Annotated in this window: 10 protein-coding genes; 3 read left to right on the top strand and 7 right to left on the bottom strand. The window is 72.2% G+C overall.

Annotation, left to right across the window (positions count from 1 at the left end; translation table 11 throughout):
- Nucleotides 1-77 precede the first annotated feature (77 nt).
- A complete protein-coding gene (locus EV284_RS20615) occupies nt 78-1,157 on the bottom strand; it encodes a protein kinase family protein (RefSeq protein ID WP_130336530.1) in 1,080 nt (359 codons plus the stop codon).
- 178 nt (nt 1,158-1,335) lie between these two features.
- Nucleotides 1,336-1,734 (bottom strand): hypothetical protein, encoded by a 399-nt coding sequence (locus tag EV284_RS20610; protein ID WP_130336212.1) that lies wholly within the window; start codon nt 1,732-1,734, stop codon nt 1,336-1,338.
- 167 nt (nt 1,735-1,901) lie between these two features.
- On the opposite strand from EV284_RS20610, the gene EV284_RS20605 reads away from it, so the two are divergent.
- The gene (locus tag EV284_RS20605; protein ID WP_130336210.1) at nt 1,902-2,444 is read left to right on the top strand and encodes a hypothetical protein; all 543 of its coding nucleotides are present in this window, start codon (nt 1,902-1,904) and stop codon (nt 2,442-2,444) included.
- 70 nt (nt 2,445-2,514) lie between these two features.
- Here EV284_RS20605 and EV284_RS20600 read toward each other — a convergent pair whose 3' ends face one another.
- Both EV284_RS20600 and EV284_RS20595 read right to left on the bottom strand, forming a co-directional pair.
- Entirely contained in the window at nt 2,515-4,827 is a 2,313-nt protein-coding gene (locus tag EV284_RS20600; protein WP_130336208.1) for an FdhF/YdeP family oxidoreductase, read from the bottom strand.
- Nucleotides 4,828-4,863: 36 nt separating this feature from the next.
- The gene (locus tag EV284_RS20595) at nt 4,864-5,484 is read right to left on the bottom strand and encodes an SRPBCC family protein (protein ID WP_130336528.1); all 621 of its coding nucleotides are present in this window, start codon (nt 5,482-5,484) and stop codon (nt 4,864-4,866) included.
- A gap of 261 nt (nt 5,485-5,745) precedes the next feature.
- Here EV284_RS20595 and EV284_RS20590 point away from each other — a divergent pair, with 261 nt between their 5' ends.
- Nucleotides 5,746-7,170, top strand: coding sequence for a serine/threonine-protein kinase (locus tag EV284_RS20590; protein ID WP_242625744.1), 1,425 nt, complete (start codon nt 5,746-5,748; stop codon nt 7,168-7,170).
- Between the two features lie 291 nt (nt 7,171-7,461).
- A complete protein-coding gene (locus EV284_RS20585) occupies nt 7,462-8,223 on the top strand; it encodes a maleylpyruvate isomerase family mycothiol-dependent enzyme (RefSeq protein WP_130336206.1) in 762 nt (253 codons plus the stop codon).
- A gap of 36 nt (nt 8,224-8,259) precedes the next feature.
- On the opposite strand, the gene EV284_RS20580 is transcribed toward EV284_RS20585, so the two are convergent.
- From EV284_RS20580 to EV284_RS20570, 3 genes are all read right to left on the bottom strand, one after another.
- Nucleotides 8,260-8,784, bottom strand: a complete 525-nt coding sequence (locus tag EV284_RS20580; protein WP_130336204.1) for a peptidylprolyl isomerase — start codon at nt 8,782-8,784, stop codon at nt 8,260-8,262.
- A 302-nt stretch (nt 8,785-9,086) separates the two neighbouring features.
- The gene (locus EV284_RS20575) at nt 9,087-9,677 is read right to left on the bottom strand and encodes an XRE family transcriptional regulator (protein ID WP_130336202.1); all 591 of its coding nucleotides are present in this window, start codon (nt 9,675-9,677) and stop codon (nt 9,087-9,089) included.
- Nucleotides 9,678-9,683: 6 nt separating this feature from the next.
- A complete protein-coding gene (locus tag EV284_RS20570; RefSeq protein ID WP_130336200.1) occupies nt 9,684-11,822 on the bottom strand; it encodes a helix-turn-helix transcriptional regulator in 2,139 nt (712 codons plus the stop codon).
- Between the last annotated feature and the right edge of the window lie 46 nt (nt 11,823-11,868).

The following is an 11,868-nucleotide window of genomic DNA, read 5'->3' as shown; positions in this document are numbered from 1 at the left end:
AGCCGCGCGGCGTCGACGCTGAAGCGGCGACACCGATCTCGAACCGCGGCGCTGTCTCGGCCTGCCGGGGCACGGCCTCAGTGGGGCGCCGCGACTGCGGTCCCCCAGGCGCGCGTGACCTCGGCGGCCGGGAAGGGCGTCCGCTTGCTCTCGGTGAGCAGACGGCGGGCGAACTCGCCGAAGACCATGGCGGCTCGGACGTTCCGATCGATGATCGCGGCGATTTCCTCCGGGACGCCGGCGGGCCGGTGGCCGGCGGTCCAGTCGCGCAGGAACGCCTCGTGTTCCCTCCCGCCACGCAGGCCATCGGGCAGGTGGTGGCGGAGCAGATGGCTCGCGGTGTGGCAGCGGTCGTACGCGAGATGGTCGGAGAGGAACTCCGCCTCGGCCGCCGACAGTTCGAAGCCGGAGCTCAGGGCGAGTCCGAAGTCCGCGAAGTACAGCCGCCGGCCGTCGGTCAGGACGTTGGCGAAGTGGGCGTCGAAGTGGACGAGCCCGCGCGAGCTCATGAAGGCGGTCCCCCGCGAAAGGGCCTCCTCCACCCAGGGGTACGGCGAGCCCTCCCCGCCCTCCGGCGCGGCCGCCCGGTGGTCGTGCAGCCAGTCGGCGAGTGTGCGCGGGACGTGTTCCAGGAAGAGCACCAGGCTGGACGAGGCCCGGCCGATGGCCTCCAGTCGCTCACGCACGGCCGATGAGCCCTCCCAGTGCGCGACCGCCCCGTCGATGCCCCCGAAGGCGTCGGCGAACCCTTCGGGAGGGGAGTCGGGCAGCACGCGCCAGTGGTACATCAGCGGAAAGCCCTCGTACTCGTTACCGAGGACCCAATGGGTGGTCATGACATGCGCGGCCAGTTCCCGCCAGGCCCCGAACCCCGCTGAGCCCACCCCGTACTGGTAGAACATCGGCAGTCCGAAGAGGTTCGCCGTCGACCGCATGTTCTCCGGCCGCAACTCGGTGTCGGTCAGGGGCACCCGCTTGACGAACACCGGCGTGCCATCGATGTCCAGCTCCGCGGACCTGCCTCCGATGCCGGACCCGCGCGGGGCCGCGGCGGCCACCAGCTCGCCGAGTCGGCGGTCGCTCAGCAGGGACAGGCGCGTGGCCACGGTCCCGTACGCGGCCAGCCGAGCGGCATGCGCCGGGTCCGGATGGTGCATGGACGACTCCTCGATCACCGGAACCAGGGCCTCGGCGCTCTCGCGCACGGACCTGGTCGAGCCTATCCGCCCGGGCTGTCGACGGATCAGGCGAGCGGAGTCGCCCGAACTCCGGGCCCAGCAGGCCGCCTCACATGATGTCGCGCCTCCAGCACCGCTCTTCCAGTCGGCGCCCGGTTCAGGCGGGACCGCGGGACTCGCTCCTGTGTCCCAGGACGGCGGCCACGGTGCCGGTCGCGGCGAGGCTGCCCAACAGGACCAGCGTCACGCCGACCCCGAACAGCCCGGTGGCATCGTCCGACCAGTCGTAGAAGGAGGCGAAAGTGAGACCCGCCGAGGTGCCGGCCACCACGCTCCGGGCGTCACACCGCAGCGCGCCCCAGCACACCGGCACCAGCAGGGTGAGTACCAGCCCGATCACCTGCCACGGCTGGTACGGGCCGGTCGTGGAACCGTCGGGGTGCACGTCACGGTGTTGATCCCAGCCGAGCCAGGCGGCCCAGAGCACGGCGGCGACGACGGCGAAGAGCAGGGAGGCCAGGGGCCGGACGGCAGACTTCTTCAGGTGAGGGCTCATGGCCCCAGCGTCCCCGCCCGCCCACCGGCCAGGTAGAGCGCGTGTGCTCAGCTCCGGCTGAGTACCTGAGTACCTGAGTGCCCGGCGGCATGAGTACCTGATCGACGGTCCACGGGGCCCGGCCCGTGTCAGGAGTGAGGGAACGTCGCACCGGTAGCCTCGGCCGCGTGAACGATGAAGCAGCCCGTTGGCGCCGGTTCGCCGCGCTCCTGCCACCCGCTCGCGCCGCGGAGATCGTGGACTGCTGGGACATCGGCGAGCAGGAGGCCGGACTCGACATGCTCGTCGCCGGCCTGCTGGAGCATCACGTGCCGATCAGCGAGACCGTGCGGGCCGAGATCGCTGTGACGGCCGAGGCCTGGGGCATGCGCACCGCACTCGCGCCCGGCCTCGCCCGATGCCTCGGCGATCACCCCGACGATCCCGGGCCGAGGCTGATCGAGCATGCCGACACGGTCCCGTTGCCCGGTTCCTCCGTCGCGACCGGTACGGCGCTGACCGATCTGCTGGTTGTGCCCTGGATCGCCTGCACGCGTTGTGGCCGGGTCCTCGCACGTGCGCACGCCCAAGAACCCTGGGGTGACCTGTCCTACCGCGCAAGGCACTACGTGCTGCTCGTCCCCGGGCGGAGCACGTCGACAGGACTGTTCGCTTCAGACTCGGCATGGGAGGCCCTGACGGAGCTGCGCATGTCCTGCGTCGATCCGTAGACACCCGGCTCGGGAGCCGCACGTCACGCCGAGCGGCCAAGCCGTCATCGGCTTCGGCTTCGGTAAGACGTCAGACGGGGGTCGGCCGGGACCGGTCGCCCGTGGGTTCGAGGCGGACGACGATGCCCTTGGACGTGGGCTGGTTGCTCATGTCGGCGACGCTGTCGAGCGGCACCAGGACGTTCGTCTCCGGGTAGTAGGCGGCGGCCGATCCCTTGGCCGCCGGGTAGGACACAACCTGGAAGTTCTCGGCCCGGCGCTCGGTGCCGTCCTCCCAGACGCTCACCAGGTCCACGCGATCGCCCTGGGCGAGGCCGAGTTCGGAGAGGTCGGCCGGGTTGACGAGGATCACCTGGCGGCTGCCGTGGATGCCGCGGTAGCGGTCGTTGTCGGTGTACGGGACGGTGTTCCACTGGTCGTGCGAGCGCAGGGTCTGCAGCAGCAGGTGACCCTCGGGGGCCCGGGGGACGACCCGCTCGTTGGGGGTGAACCGGGCCTTGCCGGTCTCGGTCCTGAACACGCCCTCGTTGACCGGGTTGGGCAGCTGGAAGCCTCCCGGGCGGTTCACCCGGGCGTTGAAGTCGTGGAAGCCCGGCACGATCCGGGAGATGCTGTCGCGGATGGTGCCGTAGTCGCCCTCGAACCTCGCCCAGGGGATGTCCTTGTCGCCGTCGACGCTCAGCCGGGCAAGCCGGCACAGGATGGCGACCTCGCTCAGCAGCACGTGCGAGGCAGGTTCGAGTCGTCCCCGGGAGGTGTGCACCTCGCTCATGGAGTTCTCGACGGTGACGAACTGCTCGCCGTCCGCCTGGACATCACGCTCGGTGCGCCCGAGCGTCGGCAGGATCAGGGCCGTGTCGCCGCAGACGGTGTGCGAGCGGTTGAGCTTGGTGGGGATGTGAGCGGTCAGCCGGCACGAACGCATCGCCCGCTCGGTGACCTCGCTGTCGGGCGCCGCGCGCACGAAGTTCCCGGCCAGGGCGAGGAAGACCTTGACGCGGCCCTCCAGCATCGCCTTGATCGAGTTCACCGAGTCCAAGCCGTGCGGGCGCGGCGGATCGAAGCCGAACTCCTTCTGGAGGGCGTCCAGGAAGGTGTCCGGCATCTGCTCCCAGATCCCCATGGTGCGGTCGCCCTGGACGTTGCTGTGGCCGCGCACCGGGCAGGCGCCCGTGCCGGCACGCCCCAGATTGCCGCGCAGCATCAGGAAGTTGACGATCTCCCGGATGGTGGGTACGCCGTGCTTGTGCTGGGTGATGCCCATCGCCCAGCACACGACGACGCGTTCGCTGTGCAGGACCTCGTCGCGGACCTTCTCGATCTCCTCGCGGGTCAGCCCGGTCGCCGCGTGCACGTCGTCCCAGTCGACGGTGCGGGCGTGCCGGGCGAACTCCTCGAAACCTGAGGTGTGGGCGTCGATGAAGTCGTGGTCCAGGACGGTGCCGGGACGCGCGTCCTCCGCCTCCAGCAACAGCAGGTTCAGGGCCTGGAACAGGGCGAGGTCCCCGCCCGGCTTGATGTGCAGGAAGCGGTCGGCGATCTGGGTGCCCCGCCCCACTACCCCACGCGGCTTCTGCGGGTTCTTGAAGCGTCGCAGCCCCGCCTCCGGCAACGGGTTCACCGCCACGATGCGGCCGCCGTTGCGCTTGGCCTCCTCCAGGGCCGACAACTGCCGCGGGTGGTTGCTGCCCGGGTTCTGCCCCACCACAAAGATCAGGTCCGCGTGGTGGAGGTCTTCGAGACTCACGGTGCCCTTGCCGACGCCCAGCGTCTCGTTCAGGGCGAAGCCGCTGGACTCGTGGCACATGTTGCTGCAGTCGGGCAGGTTGTTGGTGCCGTAGGCGCGGGCGAAGAGCTGGAAGACGAAGGCGGCCTCGTTGCTGGCCCGGCCGGAGGTGTAGAAGACCGCCTCGTCGGGCGAGTCCAGCTCCTTCAGTTCCTGCGCCAGGACCTTCAGGGCGTCGTTCCAGCCGATGGGCTCGTAGTGGTCGGACCCGGGCCGCTTGATCATCGGCTCGGTGAGCCGGCCCTGCTGGTTGAGCCACATGTCGGAGCGTGCGGCCAGATCGGACACGCTGTGCTCGCGGAAGAAGTCGGCGGTGACGCGGCGCGTCGTGGCCTCGTCGTTGATGTGCTTGGCGCCGTTCTCGCAGTACTCGTTGCGATGGCGCCGGCCCGGAGCGGGGTCCGCCCAGGCGCAGCCGGGGCAGTCGATCCCGCCCACCTGGTTCATGGTGAGCAGGTCGACCCCGGTCTTGCGCGGGGAGGTCTGCTCCAGGGAGTACTCCAGCGCGTGCACGACGGCGGGAACCCCGGCCGCCCACTTCTTCGGCGGTGTCACGGAGAGGGAGGTCTCCGGCTCCTCACCGGGCGGGTTCTGCATCGCTTGGCCTTTCTCTTGCCGTGTGCGGTACGCGGGTCAGCCGACGGGCCACTGGGCGACACGGCTCCTGGGCGGTTCCGGGGAGTCGTGCTGAACCCGGCCGTTGCGGATGGTGCCGCGCCAGGCGCCGCCCTCCTGGCCGAGCCCTTCGATGAAGTGCTTGAAGCCCACCAGTTCCCCGCGCACCAGTCGCGCGGTCAGCCCGACGACCCTGGACGAGCGGGTGAGGACCTTCGTGACCCCCTGCGGTCGGAGGCGCATCCGGACGGTGATCGCGGTGCCACCGGACCTGGTCGGCCGGAACTCGACCTCGCCCTCGTGACCGGGGTGCTGCTCCAGGCCGCGCCAGGCCAGGTAGGCGTCCGGGTCCTGTTCCACGATCTCGACCGCGAAACGGTGACGCAGGGGGCCGTAGCCGATGGTCCACTCGGTGACGGTCGGCCTGATCTGCTCGACGCCGCGGACCACGGTCGAGAAGCGCGGGAACGTCTTGAACTGCGTCCACTGGTTGTAGGCCGTGCGGACCGGCACCGCGACCTCGACCGTCTCCTCGACGTGCCGCTCGCGCAGGGGGCGGCGGCGTGTGACGCCGGCGCTGTCGGAGCGCAGGCCCGGGGTGTTCGGCACGGCCTGCCCGCCGTCGTCTTCGTGCACCATCATGGTCCTTCCGGTGAGGGAGCCGGGCGTCGGGAGACCCGGCCCTCCCCTTGTGGGGCAGGGCATCTCTTCCGCTTCCCCGGTCCCGGGTTTCCAGTCACGCGGCCACGTAAGCGTCCCCGACGGCCCCGCGCACGGGTCGCCACGAGGGCGCGGCGTCGGCCGGTCGAAGCGGCCGGGGTGGCTGTCGCAGGAACGGGTATCCGCGCCACACAGCGTCGATTGCCGGCTTTGCTCGCGGTGACAGTAACGGAGACACGGATGAACGGCCCCCGAACAGACTTCCCGCCGACGCAGAGGGTGTCCACCGAGACCGTGGGCGGCCGGTACCGGCTGGGCGCCGGTATCGGCCGAGGAGGTGCCGCCGACGTCTACGAGGGCGTCGACGTCCGCCTCGGACGACCGGTCGCCGTCAAGATCTTCCGGGTGGGAGCCGACCCGGAGATGGAACGACGCTTCGCCGAGGAGGCCGTCCTGCTGGCGCGGCTTCAGCACCCCGGCCTGGTGACCGTCTACGACGCCGGCCGGCACCAGGGCAGCGCCTATCTCGTCATGGAGCTGGTCACGGGGCAGACGTTGCGCCAGTGCCTCGGGAGCGAGCCGATGTCCCCCCGGCGCGTCGCCGAGCTGGGCGCCGGCCTCGGGCGGGCGCTCGCCCATGTCCACGGCGCGGGCATCGTGCACCGCGACATCAAGCCGTCGAACGTCCTGCTGGACGCCTCCGGCGCTCCGCACCTCGCGGACTTCGGGATCGCCCGGCTGGTGAACGCCACGCGTCACACCGCTTCCGACGTGCTCATAGGAACCGCCGCCTATCTCGCGCCGGAGCAGGTCATGGGCAGGGAGGTGGGACCGGCCGCCGACATCTACGCCCTCGGTCTGGTCCTGCTCGAGTGCCTGAAAGGGGAGCTGGAGTACGTGGGGACCCCGCTGGAGGCGGCTGTGGCCCGGGTGCACCGGTCGCCCGTCGTACCGGGCTCGGTACCGCCCGAGCTGGCCCGTCTCCTGCACGCCATGACGGCTCAGGACGAGGCGACGCGGCCCGACGCCCCGAGTTGCGCCCGGGCGCTGTCCGCGCTGTGCGCCGCGCCTCCGCCCGCCGCGCTGTCCTCGGTGGCCCCCGTCACCCTCTCCGCGCGGGCGGACGACGAGACGCGCAGCCGGGCCCGGGCATCGCACACCGGCAGGACGGGACACGCGCGCCGCCTCGTGGTCGGCACCGCCCTGACCGCGCTTTCCGCGGCTCTGGGAGCCACTCTCGCCGTGACCCTGGACACCGGCGCGCACAGCGACGAACGCGTCGGCTCCAGCTCCCCCGCCTCCGAACTTGACCAGCCGCCCTCCGACTCCGCGAGGCCGCCGGGGACCGCCGCCGCGGACCCGGACACACGGCGGCCCGGGTCGGCTTCGGCGTCCGGCCCGTCACGCTCCACCACCGCGGCCACGACCGGTGACACCGCCCCGGCCGGCGGGACAGCCGTGCCCGAAGCCGCGGCGCCGGCCGCCGCGCGCCGGACGCCACCCGGTGCGGAGAAGGGCGGCGCGGCCCCCCAGCACCACGCCCCGGGCCGCGACAAGAAGGCGGCCAAGAGTGCCCCCGCCCACGCCGGGCCCGGCGGCGCGCGGAAGCCGGCCGGGCCGTCCGGCGGCTCTCCGGACACACCGGGCCGGAAGAACCACGGGTGACCTGAGGCGCCGAGCGCGCGGGACCGTGGAGGACGGTCCCTGCGGGACCGCTGCACGGGGTCCCGTAGCCGGCGGCCGTCGGAGTGAGCCCGGTCGGTGGCAGCGGCGGGGTCGGCCTGGTGACGGGGGCGGCCGTGTTCGTCGGCAACAAGCCCGAGGGTAAGCCGAGTTGAGCGGGGATGCGCGCGGTCTCGGACCGATCCGGTGCCATGCGCGCGGGGCCGTTCACCGTGGCCGGCAGCCGGGGAAATGGGGGTGCGGTCGGCAGAGCCGGGGTGGTAGGCACACGATGTGACAGAGAGTCTTGAGTTCTCCGCCCTGCTGCGACTGATCGACGAGCGGTCGGCCGCGTTCCGGAGGGCGGTCGCCGACGCGCCCGGCCTCGACGCGCCGGTGCCGTCCTGCCCCGAGTGGACCTTGTTCGATCTGGTGCAGCACCTGGGAAGGGGCCAGCGCTGGTGGGCCGCGATCGTCGCCGCGGGCCCGGCCGGGGCTCCGCCGCCCAAGGATGCCACGCAGGCCCCGCGCGAGCTCGAGGCGCTGCTGGCCTGGTACGCCGAGTCGCACGAGCTGCTGCTGAGCGCGCTGCGCGACGCCGGCCCGGAGCGCGCGTGCTGGACCTGGTGGAGCGCCGGCGTGTCCCCGGCGAACGCCTGGGGCGTGGCCCGGCGCCGGGTGCACGAGGTGCTGGTGCACACCTACGACGCCCAGCTCGCCGCGGACGCCGTGCAGCCGATGCCGGCGGACGTCGCGCTCGACGGCGTGGCCGAGTTCCTCGACACCTGCAACTCCACCCCGGCGGCCTGGCCGCACCAGGCCGCCACCATCCACTACCACGCCACCGAGGGCCGCTCCTGGCTTCTCGCGCTGGACGGCACCGGGGCGTGGCCCGCACCCTTCACGGACGAGGCCGCGCCCGCCTCCGCTTCGGCCACGGGTACGGCCGAGCAGCTGCTGCTCTTCGTCTGGGGCCGCCGCACGCTGAGCGACCTCAAGATCGACGGCGACCAGCAGGTCTTCGAGCAGCTGATCGCCTGGGAGCCGGAGGAGTAGCCGGTCGACACCGCCGGCGGGCCGCCTCGTCGGGTGTCAGCGGGTCTCGATGACGACCTTCTCGATCACGACGTCCTCCAGGGGGCGATCGTCGCGGCCTGTCTCGACGTCGGCGATGGCATCGACGACCTTCTGTCCGGCGGCGTCGGTGACCTCGCCGAAGATGGTGTGCTTGCCGGTGAGCCACACGGTCGGTCCGACGGTGATGAAGAACTGGGAGCCGTTGGTGCCCGGACCGGAGTTGGCCATGGCCAGCAGGTAGGGCTTGTTGAAAGCCAGGTCCGGGTGGAACTCGTCGCTGAACTTGTAGCCGGGGCCACCGGTCCCGTTGCCCAGGGGGTCGCCGCCCTGGATCATGAAACCGCTGATGACTCGGTGGAAGACCGTGCCGTCGTACAGCGGTGCGGTGCTCGGCTGACCCGTGTTCGGGTCGATCCACTGCCGCTCGCCCGTGGCGAGTTCGACGAAGTTCTTGACGGTCTTGGGGGCGTGGTTCGGCAGCAGCCGGACCTCGATGTCGCCCTTGTTGGTCTTCAACGTCGCATACAGTTCTTCCGCCATGGTGGATCTGATCCTTCGACGCGTGGGCTTCCGACCCGCCCAGTGTCCCGGCCCGGCGGACGCTCCCTGACGCCGCGACACGGTGTCTCACCCGCACGAGTGGCTCGCGGCGCAACCTCTCCGAGGCTGACGGTCAGCGGATGTCCCGTTCGCGCACGCCGGAGGCGACGAGGAAGCGGGACGGCGACGACCGGCTGGCCGGGGCGGCGCTGCATCGAGGACGGACCGCTTCTCCCCCTGGTCGATCAGCGCCCCGACGCGCTGGACACCGGGGCGTGCTCCAACTGCTGCCCGCCCCTCCGTCAGAACCGGGCGGCGATGTAGTCGATGCCGGTCAGCTCCACGTCCAGGCGCTGGGCGCGGCGCCCCCGGTCCTGGAAGTACAGCTCCTTGGCGGCCTGTGCCAGGACCTCGTTGGGGTGTTCGCCACTGCGCCCGTACTGGGCGTCCAGGAGACGGCCGGCCCAGGGCGCGTCCAGGTGGATGGTGAGCAACCGCTCGCGCGCCTCATCGGTGGTCCCGACCGGCGCGATGTAGCCGAACGTCGCCCGGAACTCCACGGTCATGCCGGTACGTTCAGCCGCGCGGCGGCGGGCACGCTCGCGGACACGGGGCTGCCAGCGGGAGCGGACCGCCTCGTCGATGCGAGCCTGGACGTCGCCGGGCGGGTTCTTGCGTGCGCCGCGGCGGTAGCGGTTGACCGAGTCTGCGGTGACCCCGATCTCGGCAGCGACCGCGCGAGCACTGCCGAGCTTGCGCAGCAGGTAGTTGATCTGGCCCTTGAGGGTGCGGGGCGGGGTGGTGGTGTAGGTCTCGCGGCCGGCGCGTTCGAGGGCCTCCCCGATCAGCGCGTCGTCGGCGCCGGCGGTCTGCGGGCGGATCTGGCGTGGCATGGTCTCCTACTCTCCGCCGTCGAGCACGGCGTCGTGGCCGCCCTTGATGAGCTGCGCGGGGTTGCCGCCCTGCTCGATGAGGTCGATGGCCCACTCCATCGTCTGCACGCCCTCCAGCTTGACCAGGCCGGGGGCGACCCCGAGACGGAAGCAGCCGGGCAGCGGTTTGCCGCTCTCGGTGTACGGGAGCAGACTCAGCGGGCTGGCCGTCGGGGCCGGGTAGACCACGCAGTCGGACAGCACGCCCAGCGGGAACAGGCCCACGGACGCCATGGCACGCATCTTGCGGTGCATGTTGATCCGCGCCTTGCTGATGATCGCGGCGCGGATGTCGGGGCGCCAGGTCGGGCGCTCCAGCTCGGGCCAGCGCTCGCCGCGCACGTAGTTCAGGCCGCGTGCCCGGGACTGGAGCTTGCCGATCCCGCCCTTGGCGGTGGCCTTGACGGCGGCCAGGACCGCGCGGGCGGCCGGGTCTCCGTGGCGCGCCTGCTCCATCGCGGCGAGGAAAGCGGCGTCGTCCATGCCGGGCTCCACCCCGAGGTCCGCCATGGTTTCCAGCAGCGCGGTCCTGAGCCGGTCGTGCCACGGGTCCAGGAAGGCCCCGTACTCGGGGCGCAGATACGCTTCCTGGATCTCCACGTTGTGACCCAGCTCGATGGCGTAGGCGACGGTGTGGGTCTGGTACCAGGCCGGCCCCGTCGGCCGCTCCCCGGACGGGGTGAACGGGCTGGGCAGGCGCGGGTCCAGCTCGACGTGGGACAGATCGGTGTACCAGGAACCAGGCACCTTCTTGTCGAACGCGGGCCGCCTTGCGTGGACCGGGGCACACAGGCCGACCGGCGTGCGGGACGCGGCCGCGAGGAACGCCGCGTTCACGTCCAGGCCGATGGCGAACGGCATGCCGGCCTCGGAGGTGACGGTGTCCAGGTCCCGGACCCAGTCGTACACCTCCTCGTGCAGGAACCCGTTCTCCCAGCCCTGGGCGAGAGGGTGCTCCGCAGTGGCCTCGGGCGGCGCCGGGTCCACCGGCTGCGTGCCCAGAGAGCCGGGGTTGTGGGCGGACACCCAGCCGTTGCCCGACTCGTCCCGCGCCGCGCGGGTCGGCGGCCGCAGCGCGGTCATCAGCTCCAGACCGTTGACCGCCGTACCTCCACGCGGGGTGATGACCCTGTCGGCGTACCGGGTGAGGGCGCGGGCGATCTCCTCGGGCTCCCTGGCGGCCAGGCCCGGCCAGGACCGCTCGTCGAGGGCGCCCCAGGAGAGCACGGCGATCTGCACGCACTGGCGCTGCCCGGCCTTGGCCGGACGGTAGACCCGCGCCCACGGGCCGAATCCGCGCCGGGTGAGTTTCCACTTGGCCCGGCCGATCTGCTTGACGATCGGGTGGTCCTCGGGCAGGCGCAGTCCGGCGCGCTGCTCGTGGCCCTCCAGGCGCTCCGGCAGCCCGAGTTGGACGGCGGCCTGCGCGGTCAGCACGACCAGCGGGTCGGAGGGCTGCCCGTTGCGGTTCAGCGCGGGGGCGCCGACCGGCTGCGCGAGGGTCCACTCGACAAGTTGGGGGATCGTGCGGGCCGGGCACTCCAGCACCAGGCCGTCGCGGCCATGGGCGGTGCCGTCGCCGTCCAGGACCAGCAGCGGCCCGTGCGCGTAGCGCGGGTCATCGGCGGCAGCCGCCTTCTTGTGGCCTGCCGCCCGTGGCGCCCCGGCACCGACCCCCGCTGTCGGCCGCGTCGGCACGGAGCGCGGAGCGGCAGACGCGACGGGCGCGGGGGCGGAAGGCTCGGGTGAGGTGAGCACCGGGGCCGGGGCGGTTGCCGGGCCCGGCGGCTCGGCCACGGTCGTGACCGGCATGGGCACGGGCACGGGTGCGGCGGGCGGGGCAAGAACGGTGCCGGGGGCCGGGTGCTTCTTCCCCCACGCGTCCAACAGGCGCTGGTACGCCTCCAGACGCGGCGGACGCGGTTCGCTCCGGCCGTTCTCCCAGTTCTTCACGGTCTGTGGTGTCGTCCTGAGCACCTGGGCAAGGCGCGCCTGCGTGATCCCCGCAGCCTCCCGCAGCCGTGCCCGTTCGGCGGGCGGCGGCAGCTGCGGCTCCTCGGCCGCGAGCGCGTCCACCGCTGCGAACAGCTCCTCCTGCGACACCATCAGCGTCACCTCCGCCAGTCAACCTAGCATCGGCTTGCCTCTGGAT

The organism is Streptomyces sp. BK022, from assembly GCF_004217355.1.
GTDB classification, from domain to species: Bacteria; Actinomycetota; Actinomycetes; order Streptomycetales; family Streptomycetaceae; genus Streptomyces; species Streptomyces griseoluteus.
The sequence above is the reverse complement of the archived record's forward strand: the minus strand, read 5'-3'. Positions and strand labels throughout refer to the sequence as shown.